This is a genomic window from Xanthobacter albus, assembly GCF_043194895.2.
In the GTDB taxonomy this organism is placed as follows: Bacteria; Pseudomonadota; Alphaproteobacteria; order Rhizobiales; family Xanthobacteraceae; genus Xanthobacter.
Window position 1 is genome coordinate 1,359,134 of record NZ_CM195532.1, and the last position, 21,333, is coordinate 1,380,466.

20 protein-coding genes are annotated in these 21,333 nt (G+C 70.3%); 11 read left to right on the forward strand and 9 right to left on the reverse strand.

The window, feature by feature from the left end; genetic code table 11:
- Positions 1-99 precede the first annotated feature (99 nt).
- A complete protein-coding gene (locus V5F75_RS06115) occupies positions 100-1,791 on the forward strand; it encodes an acyl-CoA dehydrogenase family protein (protein ID WP_394033571.1) in 1,692 nt (563 codons plus the stop codon).
- A 63-nt stretch (positions 1,792-1,854) separates the two neighbouring features.
- On the opposite strand, the gene V5F75_RS06120 is transcribed toward V5F75_RS06115, so the two are convergent.
- The 3 genes from V5F75_RS06120 to V5F75_RS06130 form a co-directional block, all read right to left on the reverse strand.
- Positions 1,855-2,388 carry a prolyl-tRNA synthetase associated domain-containing protein gene (locus V5F75_RS06120; RefSeq protein WP_394033572.1) on the reverse strand — a complete coding sequence of 178 codons (534 nt, stop codon included), beginning with the start codon at positions 2,386-2,388 and terminating at the stop codon, positions 1,855-1,857.
- Between the two features lie 104 nt (positions 2,389-2,492).
- Positions 2,493-2,771, reverse strand: a complete 279-nt coding sequence (locus V5F75_RS06125; RefSeq protein WP_394033573.1) for a hypothetical protein — start codon at positions 2,769-2,771, stop codon at positions 2,493-2,495.
- Between the two features lie 72 nt (positions 2,772-2,843).
- Positions 2,844-3,128 (reverse strand): hypothetical protein, encoded by a 285-nt coding sequence (locus V5F75_RS06130; RefSeq protein WP_394033574.1) that lies wholly within the window; start codon positions 3,126-3,128, stop codon positions 2,844-2,846.
- A 269-nt stretch (positions 3,129-3,397) separates the two neighbouring features.
- Between V5F75_RS06130 and V5F75_RS06135 the strand changes: the two genes are divergently transcribed.
- The 3 genes from V5F75_RS06135 to V5F75_RS06145 all read left to right on the forward strand — a co-directional run bounded on the left by V5F75_RS06135 (position 3,398) and on the right by V5F75_RS06145 (position 8,617).
- Positions 3,398-4,303, forward strand: coding sequence for a hypothetical protein (locus V5F75_RS06135; protein ID WP_394033575.1), 906 nt, complete (start codon positions 3,398-3,400; stop codon positions 4,301-4,303).
- 174 nt (positions 4,304-4,477) lie between these two features.
- Positions 4,478-7,270 (forward strand): phosphoenolpyruvate carboxylase, encoded by a 2,793-nt coding sequence (gene ppc, locus V5F75_RS06140; protein WP_394033576.1) that lies wholly within the window; start codon positions 4,478-4,480, stop codon positions 7,268-7,270.
- Between the two features lie 297 nt (positions 7,271-7,567).
- Positions 7,568-8,617, forward strand: coding sequence for a cytochrome-c peroxidase (locus V5F75_RS06145; RefSeq protein WP_394033577.1), 1,050 nt, complete (start codon positions 7,568-7,570; stop codon positions 8,615-8,617).
- A 111-nt stretch (positions 8,618-8,728) separates the two neighbouring features.
- On the opposite strand, the gene hpt is transcribed toward V5F75_RS06145, so the two are convergent.
- A complete protein-coding gene (gene hpt / locus V5F75_RS06150; protein ID WP_394033578.1) occupies positions 8,729-9,265 on the reverse strand; it encodes a hypoxanthine phosphoribosyltransferase in 537 nt (178 codons plus the stop codon).
- Between the two features lie 143 nt (positions 9,266-9,408).
- Between hpt and ftsE the strand changes: the two genes are divergently transcribed.
- The 5 genes from ftsE to V5F75_RS06175 all read left to right on the forward strand — a co-directional run bounded on the left by ftsE (position 9,409) and on the right by V5F75_RS06175 (position 13,190).
- Positions 9,409-10,068 carry a cell division ATP-binding protein FtsE gene (ftsE, locus tag V5F75_RS06155; protein WP_394033658.1) on the forward strand — a complete coding sequence of 220 codons (660 nt, stop codon included), beginning with the start codon at positions 9,409-9,411 and terminating at the stop codon, positions 10,066-10,068.
- Positions 10,055-11,032: a cell division protein FtsX gene (locus V5F75_RS06160; protein WP_394033579.1), complete on the forward strand. Its 978-nt coding sequence runs from the start codon at positions 10,055-10,057 to the stop codon at positions 11,030-11,032. Before ftsE ends, V5F75_RS06160 begins: the two co-directional genes overlap by 14 nt.
- Before the next feature lie 76 nt (positions 11,033-11,108).
- A complete protein-coding gene (locus tag V5F75_RS06165; RefSeq protein WP_394092759.1) occupies positions 11,109-11,909 on the forward strand; it encodes a YdcF family protein in 801 nt (266 codons plus the stop codon).
- Positions 11,910-11,940: 31 nt separating this feature from the next.
- A complete protein-coding gene (locus tag V5F75_RS06170) occupies positions 11,941-12,738 on the forward strand; it encodes a lysophospholipid acyltransferase family protein (protein WP_394033581.1) in 798 nt (265 codons plus the stop codon).
- Entirely contained in the window at positions 12,735-13,190 is a 456-nt protein-coding gene (locus tag V5F75_RS06175; RefSeq protein WP_394033582.1) for a hypothetical protein, read from the forward strand. The genes V5F75_RS06170 and V5F75_RS06175 overlap by 4 nt, the downstream gene beginning before the upstream one ends.
- Positions 13,191-13,218: 28 nt before the next feature.
- Here the strand turns inward: V5F75_RS06175 and V5F75_RS06180 are convergent, their stop codons facing one another.
- On the reverse strand, positions 13,219-13,812 hold the full coding sequence (locus V5F75_RS06180) for a gamma-glutamylcyclotransferase (protein ID WP_394033583.1): 594 nt from the start codon (positions 13,810-13,812) through the stop codon (positions 13,219-13,221).
- 141 nt (positions 13,813-13,953) lie between these two features.
- Between V5F75_RS06180 and V5F75_RS06185 the strand changes: the two genes are divergently transcribed.
- Positions 13,954-15,009, forward strand: coding sequence for a DUF2125 domain-containing protein (locus V5F75_RS06185; RefSeq protein WP_394033584.1), 1,056 nt, complete (start codon positions 13,954-13,956; stop codon positions 15,007-15,009).
- Between the two features lie 196 nt (positions 15,010-15,205).
- Here V5F75_RS06185 and V5F75_RS06190 read toward each other — a convergent pair whose 3' ends face one another.
- Positions 15,206-16,339 carry an alpha-D-ribose 1-methylphosphonate 5-triphosphate diphosphatase gene (locus V5F75_RS06190; protein WP_394033585.1) on the reverse strand — a complete coding sequence of 378 codons (1,134 nt, stop codon included), beginning with the start codon at positions 16,337-16,339 and terminating at the stop codon, positions 15,206-15,208.
- An 89-nt stretch (positions 16,340-16,428) separates the two neighbouring features.
- The gene (locus V5F75_RS06195; protein ID WP_394033586.1) at positions 16,429-18,048 is read right to left on the reverse strand and encodes a hypothetical protein; all 1,620 of its coding nucleotides are present in this window, start codon (positions 18,046-18,048) and stop codon (positions 16,429-16,431) included.
- Positions 18,049-18,469: 421 nt separating this feature from the next.
- Here V5F75_RS06195 and argB point away from each other — a divergent pair, with 421 nt between their 5' ends.
- Complete coding sequence (gene argB, locus V5F75_RS06200; RefSeq protein ID WP_394033587.1) at positions 18,470-19,375, forward strand: acetylglutamate kinase; 906 nt, start codon at positions 18,470-18,472, stop codon at positions 19,373-19,375.
- A 61-nt stretch (positions 19,376-19,436) separates the two neighbouring features.
- Here argB and V5F75_RS06205 read toward each other — a convergent pair whose 3' ends face one another.
- Positions 19,437-19,967, reverse strand: a complete 531-nt coding sequence (locus V5F75_RS06205) for a GNAT family N-acetyltransferase (RefSeq protein ID WP_394033588.1) — start codon at positions 19,965-19,967, stop codon at positions 19,437-19,439.
- Between the two features lie 234 nt (positions 19,968-20,201).
- The gene (locus V5F75_RS06210) at positions 20,202-20,990 is read right to left on the reverse strand and encodes a Bax inhibitor-1/YccA family protein (RefSeq protein ID WP_394033589.1); all 789 of its coding nucleotides are present in this window, start codon (positions 20,988-20,990) and stop codon (positions 20,202-20,204) included.
- Positions 20,991-21,333 lie beyond the last annotated feature (343 nt).

A 21,333-nucleotide genomic window follows, 5' to 3' on the forward strand; every position in this document is an offset into this window, starting at 1 on the left:
CCCCGGCGCGGCGCCCGCCACCGCACAAGTCTGTCGTTGCTTTGGAAGCGTTCCCGAGCAAGATACGTTTTCGCGATGCACAAAGGGAGATCATCGTCCATGTCCGCCAGCGCTGCCCTCCGTCCGGTCGATCCGAGCCCCATCGACGCGGTTGCCCTCGGCCGAGCCGCGACGGCGAGCCTCGAGAAGCTCCTGGCGGAGGCGACGTCCGCCGTGCGGGCGCAGGTCACCGACGGGCCGAAGATCTCCTCCGCCCTGCTGGAGAAGGAGCAGCGGGCCACCCACGGCCTCGCCTGGCTCGCCACCTACGTCTTCTCGGTGCGCGAGCTGGTGCATTATGCCGACCGCCTCTCCGAGATGGGCAAGTTCGGCGAGACCGAGCAGCTCATCGTCCGCATCGGCCTCGGCGAGTATGTCGCGCAGATCCTCGGCGGCATTCCCATGAGCCAGGGCGAGATCGTCCGCCTCACCGATCTCCACCTGCCGGCGGAAACGGCGCTGAAGCTCGCCGCCGAGCCCGCCATCGCGGAGCTGGCCGCCAAGGGCAACACCGCCGCCACCCGCGCGGCCCTCGCCGACATCATCCGCGCCGCGCACCCCACCGGCACCATCGGCGAGGCGGGTCTCGACGAGACGCTGGAGGCGATGCGCACGGAGATGCACCGCTTCGTGGAGGCGGAGGTCGCCCCCAACGCCCACGAGTGGCACCTGAAGAACACCTACATCCCGCTGGAGATCATCGCCCAGCTCTCGGAGATGGGCGTGTTCGGCCTTACCATTCCCGAGGAGTTCGGCGGCCTCGGCCTGCCCAAGGAGGCCATGTGCGTGGTCACCGAGGAGCTGTCGCGCGGCTATATCGGCGTCGGCTCCCTGGGCACCCGCTCCGAGATCGCGGCCGAGCTGATCCTCGCCGGCGGCACCGAGGAGCAGAAGGGCCACTACCTGCCCAAGATCGCCTCCGGCGAGATCCTGCCGACCGCGGTGTTCACCGAGCCCAACACCGGCTCCGACCTCGCCGCGCTGCGTACCCGCGCGGTGCGCGAGGGCGATGTCTACAAGGTCAGCGGCAACAAGACCTGGATCACCCACCCGGTCCGCGCCGACGTGATGACCCTGCTGGTGCGCACCAATCCCAGCGAGCCGGGCTACAAGGGCCTCTCCATCCTGCTGGCGGAGAAGCCCCGCGGCACCGACGAGAACCCCTTCCCGGCCGAGGGCATGACCGGCGGCGAGATCGAGGTGCTCGGCTATCGCGGCATGAAGGAATACGAGATCGGGTTCGACGGCTTCACCGTGCCGGCGCAGAACCTGCTGGGCGGCGAGGAGGGCCAGGGCTTCAAGCAGCTCATGACCACCTTCGAGAGCGCCCGCATCCAGACCGCCGCCCGCGCCGTGGGCGTGGCCCAGGCGGCCATGGAGGTGGGCCTGAAATATGCCGAGGAGCGCATCCAGTTCGGCAAGCCGCTGTTCGCCTTCCCCCGCGTCGCGGACAAGGTGGTGATGATGGCGGTGGAGACCATGATCGCCCGCCAGATCACCTATTTCGCCGCCCGCGCGAAGGACGAGGGGCGCCGCACGGACCTGGAGGCCGGCATGGCCAAGCTGCTGGGCGCCCGTGTCGCCTGGGCGGCGGCGGACAACGCCCTGCAGATCCACGGCGGCAACGGATTCGCGCTGGAATATCCGGTGTCGCGCATCCTGTGCGACGCGCGCATCCTCAACATCTTCGAGGGCGCGGCCGAGATCCAGGCCCAGGTGATCGCCCGCCGCCTGCTCGACGGCGGCAACTGAGGCGCCTGCCCCGCGCCGGTTCGCCGGCGCGGGGCAACGCCCATGCTCCCCTTCGGCGCGGCGTCAGCCGGCGGCGGGGGGAGGCCCCTCCTCGACGGGGGCTTCCACGTCGATCTCCAGCGGCGCATGGCCGGTCAGCGCCAGGAACGCGCGCAGCGCCTGCGGCGTGAGCACGCTGGTGCGGGTGTTGGTGAGCGGATGGCAGCCGATGGCGTCCGCCCGCAGCAATGCCGCATCGATGGCGAAGGTGACGCGGTGGCCGGTGTCGTTGGCGAGGGCCAGCAGGGTCACCGAGCCCGGCAGCACGCCCAGAATCTCGTAGAGCGCTTCGGCCGAGGCGAAGGAGAGCGTGCCGCGCGCGCCCAGGGGAGCGCGCAGGGCCTTGAGATCCGCCTTCGCGTCCTCGGACAGGGTGACGAGGAAGTAGTTCTTCTTCGCGTCGCGCAGGAAGAGGTTCTTGGTCTGCGCGCCGGGAACGGTGCCGCGCAGGGCCTTCGATTCGGCGACCGTGTGCAGCGGCGGATGGTGGAAGGTGTCCGCCACGATGCCGTTTTCGGCCAGGAACGCGAGCAGGGTGTCGGGAGTCAGCGTGGGCATGGCGGCCGTGGGCAAGGGGAACCAGCTTCCCCCTGCATAACGGTCGCCGTGCGTTTCGAAAAGGAGCGGCGCGATCCGTGGCCGGTTCCGCGCCGCCTTCAGGCTCAGTGCAGCTTGGCGAGGCAGGCGCCGGCGGCCTCGGCGGCCTCGCGGGCGGAGCCCATGGGCACGGCGCCGGCGCTCACCAGCTGCTTGGTGACGGTGGTCACGAGGCCGCGCAGGTCGGAGGTGGGGGCGGTGGCGGCCTGGACCACGGTGGCGGCGTAGATGGCCTGGCCGTTGGCGTCGAGGGCGACGGCGCAATTGTCGGCGGCGGTCTGGTCGGCGAGCGCGGGCAGGCTCATGGCGCCGAGGGCGGCGCAGGCGAGAAGCAGCTTCTTCATGTGGGATATCTCCAGGCGTGCAGGATCTTGACGAGACGGCTGTGGGCGTGACGGCGCGAAATGGCCTGCGCGTCAGCGCACGCCGATGCGGTTCACCGGGCCGCCGGCATTGGCCGGAGCAACACCCGGCCCTGGGGCGACGCCGACACCCGGCGCGCCTGCGCCGGGGACGCAGCCCGCGGGATAGCCCGGACGGGTGCAATGGACAGCGGCCCGCGTCGCCGGCGCCGTCGGCCGCGCGACGCAGCCCTTGGGAGCGCCGGCGCTCTTGCAATAGACCACGGCTGCCGCCGGAGTGACGTAGGCGGCGCCCGCCAGGGTGGCGACCGTCATGGCGACGAGGGCAAAACGGGGCATGGCTGACCTTGCGTAGGGTGGGGCCGCGTGCAGGACGAGAGCGCTTTCGAGCGAAGCGGAAGCCGGTTCGCGTGGAGAAAGCGCGTCGACTCAATGACCTAGAGCATTGCCCCGTTTCATGGAAGCGGGGCAATGCTCTAGGCGGCACCTCCTGCGCTTTCAATGACGAAACTTGACCTCTTTCCACCGCCGATACCTCCCGCACCGCGGCAAAAGCCGCTAGGGTCCTGCTTGGCGAGGCGGCGGGGGTCCGCCGTTCGGGGGCGATCGTGAGTGGGGCGTACGACACGGGCGGCGGGGGACGCGCGGCACCCGCATGGCTTGCCGAATCGGTGAGCGGCGCGGCGCGTGCGCGCATCAAGGCGCATCCGGCCTTCGCGCAGGCCATGGCGCAGAGCGCCGCCGCGCTGGTGAGCCTCTACAGCGGCAACCGCCTGCTCAACCGCGTGCTCAACGACCGCGGGCGCCTGCTGTTCGGCTTCTTCTCGCTTTATCTCCATGCCCTGCCCGAGCGGGAAGGCGGGGGCCTGACCGTGAGCCGCATGGCGGCGCTCGCGGCGGAGACCGGGGTGTGCAGCCGGGGCCGGGCCAAGGCGATGCTGGCGCTGCTGCGCTGGGGCGGCTACCTCGCGCCGGCGGCGGCCGAGGGCGACCGGCGCGCCAAGCCGCTGGAGCCCACCGCGCGCATGGTGGCCCTGCAGCTGGAGCGCTGGCAGATGCAGTACGGCGCCATCGCCATGCTCGACCCGCGGGTGGCGGAACTCGCCGCCCGGCTGTCCGACCGCACCGTGTTCGATGCCGTCATCATTGCCTTCGGCGATGCCTTCCGGTCCGGCTACCGGGTGCTGGACCATGCGCCCCTCATCGCCGACATCGCCGACCGCGACAGCGGGCTGATGGTGCTGCTGGCGCTGCTGGTGGCCGGGAGGGAAGGCGCCGAGCCGCCCTCCATCGCCGATCTGGCGCGGCGGTTCCATGTCTCGCGGGCCCATGTGCTGCAGCTTCTGAAGGACGCGCAGGCGCGCGATCTGGTGGCGCGGGACGGCGGGGCCGGCGCAGGGCGCCTTGCGCCGCGCGGAGAGGAGGCGCTGGCCGATTTCTTCGCCGCCGCGTTCGGCCTCCTGCTCGGCTCGGCCCGCGCCGTGCTGGAGCAGGCGGCGGTCCCGGAGCGCTGAGGCGCCGGGCCACCCTTTCCCCGGCGGCGAATTTCCGAAACACTAAGGTGGGCTTCCTCGCGATTTCGGGGGCCGCGGCGGCCGACCGCGTCTCGAAACCGCTTCAGCGCGATGCCCGGGCCGCCGCCTTGCCACGAAGCGCGGCGGCCCGGGCCGCAGACGGGGCGTGGAGAGATGAACACGATGACGCCGGTGAACGGGGCGGGTGAGATCGCGGACGGCCTTGAGACGCCCGACGACGCGCCGCTGAAGGCGGACATCCGCCTCCTGGGGCGGCTGCTGGGCGACACGGTGCGGGCCCAGGAGGGCGAGGAGGTGTTCGACCTGGTGGAGCGCATCCGCCAGACCTCCCTCCGCTTCCACCGCGACGGCGAGGACGAGGCCCGCCAGGAACTGGAGGCGCTGCTGCCGCGCCTTTCCCCGGAGCGGGCGGTGGAGATCATCCGTGCCTTCTCCTATTTCTCCCACCTCGCCAATCTTGCCGAGGACGAGCACCACCTGCGCCGCGCCCGCGCGGCCGCCATCGCCGGCGCGCCGCCCGCGCCGGGAAGCCTCGCCCGCAGCTTCGCCCTGGCGCGGGAGGCGGGGCTGAAGCCGGCGGTGCTCGCGCGCTTCTTCGCCGGCGCCGGCATCAGCCCCGTGCTCACCGCCCATCCCACCGAGGTGCGGCGCAAGAGCACCCTGAACCGCGAGATGGAGATCGCCGAGCTGCTCGACCGGAGCGAGCGCATCGCCCTGACCCCGCAGGAGCGGGAGGAGAGCGAGGAGGCCCTGCGCCGCGCCGTGCTCACCCTGTGGCAGACAGCGCTGCTGCGGCGGATCAAGCTCACCGTCATCGACGAGGTGAACAACGGCCTCTCCTATTACGACTACACCTTCCTCGACCAGCTTCCGCGCCTGCACTGCGCGGTGGAGGATGCGCTCGCCGCCGCATCGGGCGCGGAGGAGGCGCCCGGCCTGCCGCCGTTCCTGCGCATGGGGAGCTGGATCGGCGGCGACCGCGACGGCAATCCCTTCGTCACCGCCGAGGTGCTGCGGGAGACGGTGCGGCTCCACCGCGAGCGCATCCTCGCGCATTACGCGGCAGAGCTTCGGGCGCTGGGCTCGGAGCTGTCCCTTTCGGGCCGGCAGGTGGCGGTCTCGCCCGAGCTTGCCGCCCTTGCCGCCCGCTCGGCCGATCCGGTGTCGAGCCACCGGGGCGAGCCCTATCGGCTGGTGGTGTCCCATATGCTGGCGCGGGTGGAGGCGACCCGCCGCCACCTCGGCGGCGCCGCGCCGGAGGGCGAGCCCTATGCCGATGCGGCGGCGCTCAAGGCCGACCTCGACATCGTCCACCGCTCCCTGTGCGCCCACGGCTCGCGCATCCTGGCGCGGGGCCGGCTGCGGCGCCTGAGGCAGGCGGTGGAGGGCTTCGGCTTCCACCTCGCCTGCCTGGATCTCAGGCAGAATTCCGAGGTGCACGCGCGCACGGTGGCCGAGCTGTTCGAGAAGGTGGCCCCCGGCACCGGCTATGCGGGGCTCGACGAGGAAGCGCGGGTGGCGCTGCTGGCGCGGGAGCTTGCCACCGCGCGGCTCCTGTCCTCCCCCTTCGTGGCCTATTCGGATGAGACGCGCTCCGAGCTCGCCATCTTCCGCGAGGCGGCGGCTGCGCACCGGGGGCTGGGGCCGCGCGCCATTCCCCATTGCATCATCTCCAAGGCGGAGAGCGTCTCCGATCTTCTGGAGGTGGCGCTGCTGCTGAAGGAGGTGGGGCTGGTCACCGCCGAGGGGGCGAGCGCGCTCGACATCGTGCCCCTGTTCGAGACCATCGACGACCTGAAGGCCTGCGCCGGCGTGATGGACCGGGCGCTTTCGCTGCCCGCCTACGCGCGGCTGGTGGCGAGCCGGGGCGGCGAGCAGGAGGTGATGCTCGGCTATTCCGACAGCAACAAGGATGGCGGCTTCGTCACCTCCGGCTGGGAGCTGTACAAGGCGGAGATCGGGCTCGTCGGCGTGTTCCGGGCCCATGGGGTGCGGCTGCGGCTGTTCCACGGGCGCGGCGGCTCGGTGGGGCGCGGCGGGGGGCCGAGCTACGATGCCATCCTCGCCCAGCCGGGCGGGGCGGTGGACGGGCGGATCCGCATCACCGAGCAGGGCGAGATCATCTCCTCCAAATATTCCCACCCCGATGTGGGCCGGCGCAACCTGGAGATCCTGGTGGCGGCCACCCTGGAGGCGTCCCTGCTCCAGCCGCGCGAGAGCGCGCCGCGGGCGGAGTTCCTGGACGCCATGGCCGAGATCTCCGACGCCGCGTTTCGCGCCTATCGCGGCCTCGTCTACGAGACCGAGGGGTTCGAGGACTATTTCTGGTCGTCCACGGTCATCTCCGAGATCGCCACCCTGAACATCGGCTCGCGCCCGGCGTCGCGGGCGGGGACGCGGGCCATCACCGCGCTTCGGGCCATCCCCTGGGTGTTCTCGTGGGCGCAGTGCCGCTTGATGCTGCCGGGCTGGTACGGCTTCGGCACGGCGGTGGAAGCGTTCCTGGCCCGCCGCGGCCACGCCGGGCTCCCGCTGCTCAGGGCCATGTACAAGGAGTGGCCCTTCTTCCGCACCCAGCTCTCCAACATGGACATGGTGCTCTCCAAGAGCTCCCTGGCGGTGGCCTCGCGCTATGCGGAGCTGGTGGCGGATGCGCGCCTGCGCGAGGAGATCTTCGGCCGCATCCGCGCCGAGCACGGGCGCACGGTGGGCCATCTCAATGCCATCATGGGCCAGGGCCGGCTCCTGGAGGGCAACCCCGCCCTCGACCGCTCCATCCGCGCCCGCTTTCCCTATCTCGACCCGCTCAACCATCTGCAGATCGAGTTCCTGAAGCTTCACCGGCGGCAGGGCGCGGCAGGGGACGAGGCGGCGCGCGAGGAGGTGCTGCACGGCATCCAGCTCTCCATCAACGGCATCTCCGCCGGCTTGCGCAATTCGGGCTGAAGGCGGACGATCCGGCATCCGCGGCGCGGCTTCAAGAAAATCTATCGCTTCTCACGTAGCAATAGATAAGACCTTTCGGAAGCTGATCCCCTTTCCTGTTCATCTTATTGCGCGGGATGGGGGATCTGATGCTTTGCATGCACGATCGATATGGAGGAAAAAACCTTATCTCGCGCTCTATTTCAAGCGAGGTGCAAGCATTCGTCGCAGTCTGGAATTGATATAAATCAACCGAGTTGCGAACGCTTCTCGCTAGCCTCCGCGCATCATCCTGCGGGGGAGACGACGATGAGACGAATGCTCTTGGCCGGCCTGGCGGCGGGCCTCATGGCGGGCGCGCCGGCCTTGCCGGCGGCCGCTGCCGACGACCTGCGCACCCAGGCGCTCGAGGTGTTCAAGCCCCTGCCGTCCACCATTCCGGCGGTGAAGGGCAACAAGATCACGCCCCAGAAGATCGAGCTCGGCAAGGAGCTGTTCTTCGATCCCAGACTGTCCGCCTCCGGCGTGTTCAGCTGCAATTCGTGCCACAACCTCGCCACCGGCGGCGACGACAACCTGGAAACCTCCATCGGCCACGGCTGGCAGCGCGGCCCGCGCAATTCGCCCACCGTGTTCAACTCGGTGCTGAACGAGGCCCAGTTCTGGGACGGGCGCGCGGAAGACCTGAAGGCCCAGGCCAAGGGCCCCATCCAGGCCAGCGTCGAGATGGCCAACACGCCCGACAACGTGGTGAAGACGCTGAAGAGCATGCCGCCCTACGTGGAGGCCTTCAAGACCGCCTTCCCCGGCGAGCAGGACCCGGTGACCTTCGACAACATGGCCAAGGCCATCGAGGCCTATGAGGCCACCCTCATCACCCCCGCGCCCTTCGACGCCTGGCTGAACGGCGACGACGACGCGCTGACCGCCGACCAGAAGAAGGGCCTCGCCCTGTTCATGGACAAGGGCTGCTCGGCCTGCCATTCGGGGGTCAACGTGGGCGGCCACGGCTACTACCCCTTCGGCGTGGTGGAGAAGCCCGGCGCCGACATCCTGCCGCCCAACGACAAGGGCCGCTTCGCCGTGACCAAGACGGCGGACGACGAATATGTCTACCGCGCCGCGCCGCTGCGGAACGTGGCGGTCACCCGGCCCTATTTCCACTCCGGAAAGGTGTGGGATCTCGGCCAGGCGGTGGCCATCATGGGCAGCTCCCAGCTGGGCCAGGAGCTGAACGACGGCGAGGTGAAGCTGATCGTGGCCTTCCTCGGCTCGCTCACCGGCAAGGTGCCGCCGGTGGTGCTGCCGGTGCTGCCGCCCGAGACCGATGCCACGCCGCACCCCACCGCCGAGGTGGTGAAGCCCTGAGGCCAGGGCGGCGGAAGTCGCGGGCCGGCGTGGAGCGGAGGGCTCGCGCCGGCCATGACGAGGGGACGTCCGCGAGGCAATCGCGGGCGTCCCTGGCGTTTCGGGGCCGGTTCAGGCGAGGCCGACGATATGGCCGATGAAGGGCAATTGGCGGAAGGCGTGGGCCACGTCCATGCCGTAGCCCACCACGAACAGGTCGGGGCAGGTGAAGCCCACGAAATCGGGGTGCACCTGCACCGCCCGCTTGCCGGGCTTCTCCAGCAGCACGCACACCAGCACCCGCCGGGCGCCACGCGCCATCAGCAGGTCCTTCGCGAACGCCAGCGTGCGGCCGGATTCCAATATGTCGTCGATGAGCAGCACGTCGCGGCCGCGCACGTCGGAGCGCACGTCGGAGAGGATGTCCACCTGCCCGCAGGAGACCGTGGCCTCGCGGTAGGAGGAAAGCTGCATGAACTCCACCTCCGGCGTGATCCCCGAAGCGTGGAGCGCGCGCAGCAGGTCGGCGGAGAACATGAAGGCGCCGTTCATCACCACCACGGCGATCAGGTTGTGCGGCTCTTCCCCCGCGATCTCGCCCGCCAGGGCGCCGACGCGGGCGGAGATGCGGCTTTGGTCGAACAGCACGGAGATATTCGGCAGGGGCATGGGTCCTCGCTCAACTTGCCGGAGCATGGACCGGATGCCCGCGCCCGTCCAGAGCGGGGCCGGCCCGAGGTGGGCGGGGCGGCCCGCATCGTTTATGCTTGCGGATCAACGCAAGCGGACGATTCGGAGGAAGGGTGGAACATCTGGTCCGATTCGAGAATGTCGGTCTGAGATACGGGATGGGGCCGGAAGTGCTGAAGGATGTCTCCTTCGGCATCGCGCCCAGTTCGTTCCAGTTCCTCACCGGCCCCTCGGGCGCGGGCAAGACCACCCTGATGCGCCTCCTGTTCCTCTCGCTGAAGCCGACGCGCGGGCTCATCACCCTGTTCGGCCGCGATGTCTCCTCCCTCGATCCGGACGAGGTGGCGGTGCTGCGGCGGCGCATCGGCATCGTGTTCCAGGATTTTCGCCTGCTCGACCACCTCACCACCTACGAGAACGTGGCGCTGCCGCTGCGCGTGCTGGGGCGGGAGGAGGCGAGCTACCGCGCGGAAGTCACGGAGCTGCTCGGCTGGGTCGGCCTCGGCGACCGCATGGACGTGCTGCCGCCGGTGCTCTCCGGTGGCGAGAAGCAGCGCGCGGCCATCGCCCGCGCCCTCATCGGCCGGCCCGAGTTCCTGCTGGCCGACGAGCCCACCGGCAATGTGGACCCCACCCTGGCGCGCCGCCTGCTGCGCCTCTTCATCGAGCTCAACCGCACCGGAACGTCCGTGCTGCTGGCCACCCATGACATCGCGCTCATGGACCAGTACGACGCCCGGCGCCTCGTGATCGCGGACGGTCGCCTCTATGTCTACGACTGAAGCCGCCCCCCTCGCGCCCAATGGCTCCAAGGGCTCAGGCGCCGCGCCCGAGGAGGCGGCGCGGCCCGCGCGGCCCCGCTCGTCCTCCATCGTGCCCGGCGCCACCATTGCCGGCCACACCCTGGTGGCGGTGGTGGCCATCATGACGTTTCTCGCCTCGCTCACCATCGGCGCCGTGCTCGCCGTGCGCACCACCGCCGGCCAGTGGCGCGCCGACGTGACGCGCGAGGTGACCATCCAGATCCGCGCCGGCGAGCCCAAGGCCACCGACGCCCAGGTCCAGCTCGCCGCCGAGATCGCCCGCGCCACCCCCGGCATCGCGGAGACCCACATCCTCTCAGCCGAGGAGACGGGCCGTTTGCTGGAACCCTGGCTCGGCTCCGGGCTCGACCTCGGCGACCTGCCGGTACCGCGCGTGGTGGTGCTGAAGCTCGACGGCGGAACGCCGGTGGATTTCGCCAAGCTCCGCCGCACCCTGAGCGACCGCATCCCCACCGCCACCCTCGACGACCACCGCCTGTGGTCGCGCCGCCTCGGCGCCATGGCCGAGGGGGTGATGCTCACCGGCCTCGTGCTGCTGGCGCTGGTGGGGCTCGCCACCGTGCTCTCGGTGGTGTTCGCCACGCGGGCGGCGGTGGCCACCAATCGCGCGGTGGTGGAGGTGCTGCATTTCGTGGGCGCGCGCGACGGCTTCATCGCCGCCCAGTTCCAGCGCCACTTCCTGAAGATCGGGGCGCAGGGCGGGCTGCTCGGCGGCGGCGCGGCGGCGGCCGTGTTCGGCGCCATCGTGGCGGCACCGCGCTTTTCCCTGGCGGGCGATCCGGAAGACCCGAGCTTCCTAGCCTGGCTCGATCCGGGCGTGTGGGGCTTTGTGGGCATCGGCTGCGCGGTGGCGGTGGTGGCGTTCGCCACCGCTTTCACCTCGCGCGTCACCGTTTACCGAACCTTGAGGACGATCCAGTGAAATTCACGGCCCGTCCGGGTCGTACTGGAGTGTCCTCGGGGCCGCCGCATTCGGTCCGCATGGTTTGACGATGAGCATGACCACCGAATTGACGCTGCCGGCCGGCGCCGCCGCCCGCGCGCTGCGCCGGGAGCGGTCGGAAACCGCCTCGGACCAGCCGGAGGAGCGGCGGCCGGATGCCGCGCCGGACACCCGCCCGCCCGCGCGCGGCCGGCGTGCCCTGTGGCGGCGGCTCGCCAAGGGCGTGCTGCTGCTCGCGGGGCTGTGCGTGCTGGCGGTGCTCGCGGGCTTCCTCGCCTTCCTCACGCAGATCGCCGTGCGCGAGCCGGTGCAGGTGCGCCCGGCCGACGCCATCGTGGTGCTCACCGGCGGCGCCTCCCGCATCGCCGACGCGGTGAACCTGCTGGCGGAGGGACGGGGCCGGCGGCTGCTCATCACCGGAGTCAATCCCGTCACCTCGCCCGGCGAGCTCAGCCGCACCCTGCCGGATGGCGAGGCCCTCATTTCCTGCTGCATCGACCTTGGCCATCGGGCGCTGAACACCCGCGGCAACGCCATCGAGGCGGCGGAATGGGCGCGCAGCCAGGGCTTCCGCTCGCTGGTGGTGGTCACCTCCGCCTGGCACATGCCGCGCGCCCTGGTGGAGCTGAACCACTCGCTGCCCGACTTGGACCTCGTGGCCTACCCGGTGGTCACCTCCCGCATGGAGACGGAGCGCTGGTGGCGCGATCCGGCCACCTTGAAGCTGCTCTTCAAGGAATATCTGAAGTACATGATGGCGCGGGCGCAGATCCGCCCGGTGCAGCCGGTGGCCGAGACGATCGGCCCCGACGCTCCCCGCACGCGTGTCTCCGCCGAGGCGCGCGCCGCGCATTGAACCGTTCGGCGGGGAGGGAGCTTCCGAGGTGGTGACGGCGCTGCGTTCGCTCGTGTTCCAGGTCGCGTTCTATGCGGTGACCGCGATCTATTCGGTCGGCTTCGTGCCGCTGCTACTGCTGCCGCGCCGCACCCACTGGAAATGGGCGGTGCTCGGCTGGGCCAGGACCATCACCTTCCTGCTGCGCGTCATCTGCGGCACGCGGATGGAGGTCTCGGGGCGCGGCAACATTCCCGAGGGCCCGCTGCTGATCGCCTCCAAGCACCAGTCGGCCTGGGAGACGCTGGCGCTGCTGCCGCTGTTCTCCGATGCCGCCTTCGTGCTCAAGAAGGAACTGATGCGCATCCCGGTCCTGGGCTGGCACCTCTCCAAGGCGCGGATGATCCCGGTGGACCGCAGCGGCGGCATGAGCGCGCTGAAGGCCATGACCCGCTTCGCCCGCGGCGAGGTGGAGGCCGGCCGGCAGATCCTCATCTTTCCCGAAGGCACCCGCCGCCCGCCCGGCGCGCCGCCGGACTACAAGTTCGGCGTGGCGCATCTCTATGGGGCGCTCGGGGTGCCGTGCCTGCCGGTGGCGCTCAATTCGGGCCTCTACTGGCCGCGCCGCGCCCTCACCAAGCGGGCCGGCACCATCCGCGTGGACATCCTGCCGGCGATCCCGCCCGGTCTGGGGCGCGCGGCGTTCATGAGCCGGCTGGAGGCGGACATCGAGGGCGCCAGCGACCTCCTGCTTGCACAGGGCCTGGAGGAGCTGGGCGCGCGGGCGCCCAAGGGGGTGCTGCCGCCATCCGCGCCATCCCCGTTGTCCACCTCTGTGGAAAACTCTTGATCGCGATTCTGGGCTGTTCTAGTTTCGTTCCCATGAACGCGACTGATTCGCTCCTCATTCCCTTGACCGACGCCGGTTGCCTCACCGGTCTGAAGCACGGCGTGCTCGGTGCGCGCTACCGCTTCTGGCGCGATGGAGACGGCGTGCGGCACGTGTTTTCGGTGTATCCGGTCGATGCGGCGCCCGACTATCCGGATGCCGTCGCCATCGTCGCCCGCCGCACGCCGGCCGGCTCGCTCGCCATGTGGGCGGGACCGAGCGGGGCAGAAGCGCGGCGCATGGCCGAGCGGCTCGATGCCGATGAGATCCATATCCATGTGCTGGGCGAGGAGCCCGCGCCGGGCCTGCGGCGCCTGCTGGCCCCGTCGCCCGCGCTGCCCGCCGTGCAACGCCCCGCGCGGCTGCCGGTGGTGGTGCGCCCCTGTGCGCTCCAGAGCCGGCATGCGGCCTGACGCCGTTGCGTGAGGCGCCAGCGGGTTCTCAGCCGGGGCCGGTGTCCTTCGCCGCCTGGCCCTTGAGCCCGCCGTGTTCCCGCCGCAGGTGGCCGGCGATCCAGGTGAGGCCGGGGTCGGCGAGGCCCAGCTCGTCGAGCGCGCCGACGGTGGCGAGCACATAATCCGCATTGGGGCCGGACTTGCCATGGGAGCGCTGGACCAGCGCCAGCTGCTGCTGAAGGTCCAGCCCGCCCGCATATTGCGCATGGGCGCGATTGACGAGGTAGGCCACCGCCGGCGCGTTGCGCCGGCTTCCGTCCAGAAGCTGCACCCGCCGCACGCACTCCCGGTAGACACCGGAAATCTGTTCCCGCTCCGTGAGATAGGCGTAGGTCTGCGTCCAGTCCCGCGCCTCCACCCGATAGGCGATGCCCCGGCAGGAGCCTCCGAGCTCCAGCCCCAGCACCAGGCCCGGCGCCTCCGGCGTGCCGCGATGGTGGAAGGAGTAGACGCACAGCGCCCGGTGGGCGCCTATGAGGCGCGCCTCGCACCGCTCCGCGAAGGCGAAGCCGGGGTTCCACATCAGGGAGCCGTAGGCGAAGACCCAGTGGTCGTGGCCCGCGCCAGTTTCCTCGCTCATGATCGACGCGCGCGCCCTCGGCGTTGACAGATGCACTCGGCCGTCGCCTAACAGCGGCGAAGCGCCGCCGCAAGCGTGCCGGCGCCGATTCGTCCCGCACCCGATCCGCCCCACGAGGGAAAACCAGGGAAAAGGCCGCGCATGACCAGCTCCGAAACTCCCTCCAGGCGCTCTCGCCCGTGGTTCGTGATCGTGCTCGTGGCGCTCGTCGTGCTGCTCGCCGTGGCCTGGAGCGGGGCGTGGGTCTATGCCGCCAACCGCGCCGAGCGCGAGATCGACGCCTGGGTGGACCGGGAGGCGCGGCTCGGCCGCGTGTGGTCCTGCGGCGAGCGGCGGCTCGGCGGCTTCCCCTTCCGCTTCGAGTTGACGTGCCAGGCGCCGACGCTGGAAACCAAGGGTGGCGACCCGGTCCGCGTGACCGCGGCGTCGGCCCACGCGGTGGCGCAGGTCTGGGCGCCGAACCACATCGTGGCGGAGTTCGTTCCGCCGGCGCGGGTGGAGGAGGGGACGACGCATCGCGCCTATACCGCCACCTGGGGCCTGCTGCAGATGAGCGGCGTGGGCGATCTCGGCGGGCAGCCGCAGCGCTTCTCCCTGCTGGCGCGCGACGCGCGCGTGGAGGAGCCTGCCGATGGTTCAGGGCGCGCGCTGCTCTCGGCGCGGCTCGCGGAGTTCCATGTGCGCCGGGTGCCGGGCGCGGCGGGGCCGGACGGGCTCGACTATGCCGCCGGCATCACCGGCGGGGAGAGCGCCGTGCTCGCGGCGGCGGGCAGCGCCGGGCCGGTGGACGTGGCCCTGCAGGGGCTCGTGACGGCGGCGGCGGACCTGCGGCCCATGCCCCTGCCGCAGCGCCTCAAGGCGTGGGCGGCGGCGGGGGGCACGGCGCGGCTCGACCGCCTCACCGTCACCACGCCGCAGATGGCGGCATCGGCGCGCGGCGAGCTCGCCCTCGATCCCCTGGGCCGCCTGAACGGCACGCTGGACCTGGGCTTCGCCGGCCTCAACGATCTCGTGAAGCAGCTCGACCGCGCCGGCGTGATCCCGCGTGAGCTTTCCCCCGTGGTGGGCGCGCTGGCGATGGTGGGCAAGCCCGCCATGGTGGAAGGGCGCCAGGGCGTGAACTTCGCGCTCAGCTTCAAGTCCGGCACCCTCCGCCTGGGCGGCTTCCCGGTGGGCATGGTGCCGCCGGCCTTTTAAGGCCCGCGGCCCGGTCCTCTGACGGCGCCGGGCGGCTTGCGCTCGGGCGCGGCGCGGACTTGATTGAACGCCCGCGAGGCATGCTCGCGGACCCCTGGGCTGAAACGGTTTTCCCGCGAGGAAGCGTGTCGATGCGAAAGCCGAGGGCGGCTGCCGCAGGTGGGTGCGCGCGGGAATGCCTGCGCCGGAGCTGTGGTCAGAACACCCGCGCGCCGGCCGCCAGCACCCGGCGTACCACGGGCGTGTCCTCCACCATGCGGAACAGGAGGAGATCCGCCCGCAGGCCCGGCGCAATGCGTCCGCGATCGTCGAGCCCGGCCATGCGGGCTGGCGCGCGCGTCACGAGGCCGAGGGCCTGCGGCAGGGAGAGCCCCTGGCGCAGGTGCAACGCCACCGCCGCCTGCAGCAGGCTCGCCGGCACATAGTCGGAGGCGAGGGCATCGAGCAGGCCCTCGGCGGCGAGGTCCTTCATGGCGACGCCGTTAGAATGGGAGCCGCCGCGCACCACGTTGGGCGCGCCGCCGATGGTGGAGAGCCCCGCCGCGCGGGCGGCGCGGGCCGCGGCCACGGTGGTGGGAAACTCGCTGATGGTGCAGCCCGCCGCCCGCGCCAGCTCCACATGCTCCGGCGTGGTGTCGTCGTGGCTGGCGCGCACCATGTGCTTCCCGCTCAGCATGGCGACCAGCGGGTCGTGGTTCTCGGCCACCGCCGCGCGGCCGCGGGCGGAGCGGGTCTCGATCTCCTCCTCGGCCTCCTCGGCGGTCTTGCCGATGCCGAGCAGGAAGGTGCGCAGGCTCTCCACGTTGCGCCACTGCCGGGCGCCGGGCGTGTGGTCCATGATGGAGGCGAGGGTCACCCGCGACCGCTCCAGCGCCGGGGCCACCAGCTCCAGCAGGCCGGGGTCCGTCATCTCGCAGCGCAGGTGGATGCGGTGGTCGGCGCGGAACAGGCCGGCGCTTTCCTCCACCGCGTCGAGCATGAGGGTGAAAAGGTCGCGCCGCTCGGCCTTCGCCTGGTCGAAGCCGCCGGCGCAGATGGCGTCGAACACGGTGGTGATGCCGCTCGCCACCACCTGTCCGTCATGGGCGAGGGCGGCGGCCCGCCGGTCCGGCCAGAACACCTTGGGGCGCGGCACGAAGTGGCCTTCCAGCGCGTCGGTGTGCAGGTCGATGAGGCCGGGGCAGAGGATGTCGCCCTCGCAGTCCACCGCCAGAGGCAGGTGGGACCGGCCTTCCTCCACGGCGGCGATGGTGCCGCCGCGCACCACCAGCGTGCCCTCGATGACGGTGTCGTCGAGAACGATGCGGGCGTTGGTGAGGACGGATTCCATGTCGGCTCCGATGGATGATGGGGCGGGAAAGGGCCCGCCATGGCACATGCGCAAGACTGGCGCATGACGCCGGCGGGCGTTGACCAGCTTCAGTTGCTGGCGGCGGGAGCGGTCGCCGGCTTCGGCGGGATGACCTGATAGAGCTGGAACCGCTCGCCTTCAAAGATCAATTTCAGCCGGTCCGGATCGGGATCGGGCGCGCCGCGTTCGGTGAACAGCACGTAGACATAGTCGAAGTGCTGGGGCCACAGGTCCCAATAACGCGGGCCGTCGGCGGTGGACTCGTCTTCCGTGAGCATGAGCTGCTCGATCTGGGGCGGCGTGCCGTCCTCGGTGTCCACATGGTCGCGATAGGGCAGGTTGGCGCGCAGGATCTGCTTGCCCTTCACCGTGAAGGCGGTGGTGACGAGGCTCGAACGCTCGATGATGGCGAGGCACGCCGCGTGCACGAGGCCGAGGTCGCGCGGGTCGTTGCCGCCCTGGACGTCGGCATAGGCCACCAGCACCCGCGAACCGGGGTGGATGAGGCTGATGGACTTCTGGAAATTGGTGGTCCACTGGCTGAGCCGGTCCCACACGAGCTGCACCTCCGCCACGCGGACCGCCAGCAGCACGATGAGCACCACCACGAAGCCGCGCTGGGCGAGGCGGTGGCGCAGGTCCACCTGGATGGTCGCGAGCACCAGGAAAGCGATGGCGATGGGGAAGCGCTGGTCCGCCATGTAGGTGGCGAACACCACGCGCGGCATGGCGAGATAGACCGCGCCAGCCACCAGCAGCAGCGGCACCAGCAGCGGGTGCGTGCGCAGCAGCCGGTGCTGGATGGCCCACGCCGCCGCCAGCACCACCACCGCCGTGAGCACGAACGCCACGATGTCGTAATAGACGTTGATGACGAACTCGATGCCCTGAAGCTTGCCCTGCGGCTCCCAGATGTTCTGTGTCGACAGGCCCCAGGTGGGGCTGGCGATGAGCATGGGGATGATGATGGCGAACGGCAGCCCGGAGGCGACGAAATCCACCAGCCGGGGCACCAGCGGCGTGCCGCGGCGCCCGAACAGCCGCGCCAGCTCGAACGAGAGGATGCCCACCGCATACACGCCGGCCGCGAACAGGTGGCAGAAGAACAGCACCACCACGAAGGCGGCCGACACCATGAAGCGCAGCGGCCACGGCCGCTCGCGCAGGAGGCTCCAGAACGCCAGGGCGAACAGGGCGAGGCCGATGCCGAAATAATAGTTCATCACGCCGATGAGGAAGATGCTGTTGTACAGCAGCGGGAAGGCCAGCAGCGGCAGGGCCGACCAGCTTCCGAACAGGGCGCGGTGGAGCGTCAGCGTGCCGCCCGTGATGAGGGCGAAGCACATGAGCGTGTAGATCTCGCCCGCCACGTAGATGTTGGTGACGCGGTCGATGACCGGCACCACCATGTCCATCATCAGGTTGGGCAGGATCGACCAGTCCAGCGAATAGAAGCGCGCGAGGTTCTGGTCGTGGGACAGGGTCGCGATGATGTGCATCCGCGCCAGGTGGTTCACATAGTCTGACAAAGGCGGGATGGGGTGGGTGAGGATCGGGATCGCGGCGAGGGCCAGGCACACCACGAACAGCACCGCGATGAGCGGGCGCGAGAGATCGTGCGGGCGGCGGGGCGGCAGGCGGAGCGCGGGCTGGGGCGCCTTCGGGGGCAGGTGCTGCTGGGCGGACATGGGTGAACTCTGCCTGGGGATGCCCGCTCGGGAGCGCGCATGCTTGGGTTTGGGAGACGCGGCGGCGGCCGTGGCGAATGTGGTCGTCGGGACACTCCCGTCGTCGGCACGTCTTCCGCGCGTGCCCGCTCCGGACGGGTGGGTCCCGGCGCCCGCCGGGCTGTCGAGACCTGTGGCGGAGCGCGGTGGAACACTTTGGTGGCGTGCTCTTCGCACTCCGATTGTGGTGCGCCGGAGGCTCTTTCTCATCACGTTTCCGCGATCCGTGAAATGCCTTTTTGGTCGGATGTCAACACGCGCCCGCGCCCTTCCCCGGTGGCGGCGAACGGGCTATGACGGCGCCGTTCGAGGGAGGCGCCGCGCCCACGCGCGCTGCTTCCCCCCAAAGCCCCTCGGGCCGACCTGCTTGAGCGAGATCTCCATGACCGAGACCGTCCAGTCCCCCATCGCGGAAGCGCAGCTCCAGGCCGAAGTGCTGGCGAAGGCGCTGCCGCACATGCAGCGTTATGATGATACCATCATCGTGGTGAAATATGGCGGCCACGCCATGGGCGACGAGGACGTGGCGCGCCACTTCGCGAGCGACATCGTGCTGCTGGAGCAGGCGGGGGTGAACCCCGTGGTGGTCCATGGCGGCGGCCCGCAGATCGGCGCCATGCTGCAGAAGCTCGGCATCAAGTCCGAGTTCGCCGCCGGCCTGCGCGTCACCGACAAGGCCACGGTGGAGATCGTCGAGATGGTGCTCGCCGGCGCCATCAACAAGCAGATCGTCGGCTTCATCAACGAGGCCGGCGGCAAGGCCATCGGCCTGTGCGGCAAGGACGGCAACATGGTGCGCGCCCGCAAGGCGAGCCGCGTGGTGGTCGATCCCGACAGCAAGATCGAGCAGGTGGTGGACCTCGGGTTCGTGGGCGAGCCCGACACCGTGGACACCATGGTGCTGGACCAGATCCTGGGCCGCGACCTCGTGCCGGTGCTGGCGCCGGTGGCGGCCGCGGTGGACGGCGGCACCTACAACGTCAACGCCGACACCTTCGCCGGGGCCATCGCCGGCGCGCTGGGCGCCAAGCGCCTGCTGATGCTCACCGACGTGCCGGGCGTGCTCGACCGGAACAAGCAGCTCATCCCGCGCCTCACCATCGCCGAGGCGCATGCCCTCATCGCCGACGGCACCATCTCCGGCGGCATGATCCCCAAGGTGGAAACCTGCATCTACGCCCTGGAGAAGGGCGTGGAGGGTGTCGTCATCCTCGACGGCAAGGTGCCCCACGCGGTGCTGGTGGAGCTGCTCACCGACCACGGCGCGGGCACACTCATCACCCGCTGAGGCGCCGTCATCGCCGCGAGGGGCCCGCCCCTCGCGGCCGTTCCAGAGGCGCCCGCCGGCCTCAGCGGCTCGGCAGCGTGGTGGCGCCGGGGCCGAGGGCGCGCTGCATCAGCACCGTGTCGATCCAGCGGCCGTGCTTGAAGCCGGTGGCGGGCAGGATGCCGATGGGCGCGAAGCCGCAGGCCCGGTGCAGGGCGATGGAGCCGGTGTTGCCGCTGTCGCCGATCACCGCCACCATCTGCCGGAAGTCGCGCGCCTCGCAGGCCTCGAGCAGCGCCTGGAGCAGGGCCTTGCCGATGCCGCGGCCATGCATCCGGTCGTCCACGTAGATCGAGTTCTCCACCGTGTTCCAATAGGCGACGCGCGGCCGGAAGGCGCTGGCATAGGCATAGCCCACCACGGCGCCGTCTTCTTCCTTCACCAGGAAGGGATAGCCGGCCTCGATGATGGCCTGCTGGCGGCGCGCCATCTCCTCCGGCCCCGGCGGGTCGATCTCGAAGGAGGCGGTGCCGGCGAGCACCGCGGCATCGTAGATGGCGGCGATGGCGGGGCTGTCTTCGGGGGTGGCGGGGCGGATCGGCATGGTCCTCATTCCACTGGCTGCGCATGACGCCGGGAGCCCTGAACGCGCCGGAGGCCCCGGCGCCGCTCTCGCTCCCTGCCGCCCGCGCCGCCGGAGCCTTCCTCCGGCGCGGGCACGTTGCTCTTATACCACCCGTTCCGCTTTTCCACTGCTGCCGCGCGGCCACGCCCGCCCGTCACGCGGGCAAAAGAAAACCCCGGCCGGAGCCGGGGTTTCCAAGAGATCCGTCGGTGAGACGCAGCGTCAGTTGCTGTTGCGGTTGCCGAAGAGCTGGAGCAGCATCATGAACAGGTTGATGAAGTCCAGGTAGAGGGTGAGCGCGCCCATGATGGCCTTCTTGCCCATCACCGCGGTGTCGTCGCCCTCGAAATACATCTCCTTGATGCGCTGTGTGTCGTAGGCGGTGAGGCCCGCGAACACCAGAACGCCCACCACGGACACGATGAACTGCAGCATCGAGGAGCCGAGGAAGATGTTCACCAGCGAGGCGATGATGATGCCGAACAGGCCCATCATCAGGAACGAGCCCATCCCCGAAAGGTCCTTCTGCGTGGTGTAGCCGTAGAGGCTCAGCGCGCCGAAGGAGGCCGCGGTGATGAAGAAAACCCGCACGATGCTTTCGTGCGTGTAGACGAGGAAGATAGTGGAGAGCGAGACACCCACCAGGGCCGCGTAGACCCAGAAGGTGATCTGCGCCGCCGAGACGCTCATGCGCTCCACGCGGAAGCTGAGGAAGAACACCGCCGCGAGCGGGGCCAGCATCACCACCCACTTCAGCGGGCTCACGAACAGCGTGTAGCCGAGCTGGGTCAGCATGATGCCGCCGGCCACCCGCCCGGCCGCGAGGCTCGGGTCCGTGGTGACGGACAGCATGTAGATGCCGAGCGCGGCCGCGCCCGTGATGGCGAGGCCGAGCGCCATGTAATTGTACACGCTGAGCATGTACGTACGCAGCCCCTGGTCGATCGCGGCCTGCGAGCGTGCCACCGACGGGTTCCAACGCCCGGCGACGTTGCGATCATAATCGGACATCGTCGTTCCCCTTCAAGAAACTCTAAACCCCTTTGCCGGCGCGCAAACACACCGTTGGGTTCGTGCGTTAATATGGTGGGTTCCGCATAGGGCGGCAAGACGAACGAAGATGAAATTTACGCAAGGTCACTCTAGGTCAGGTGGCTGATCGAGACCTAATGTCGCTGCCGTCCGAATGCGACTTCCGCTATGGTCGCGCAAGGTCAGGGCAACCGGCATGAGGCATCGGCGGGGCAGGGCGGGCGACGCGGAGACGCGGACGCAGGGGCGTTCGCGACGCGGTGCCGGACGCTCCGAAGCACAACTAAAAAGTGCCCTGAACATCACGGCAATCCTGGGTCTC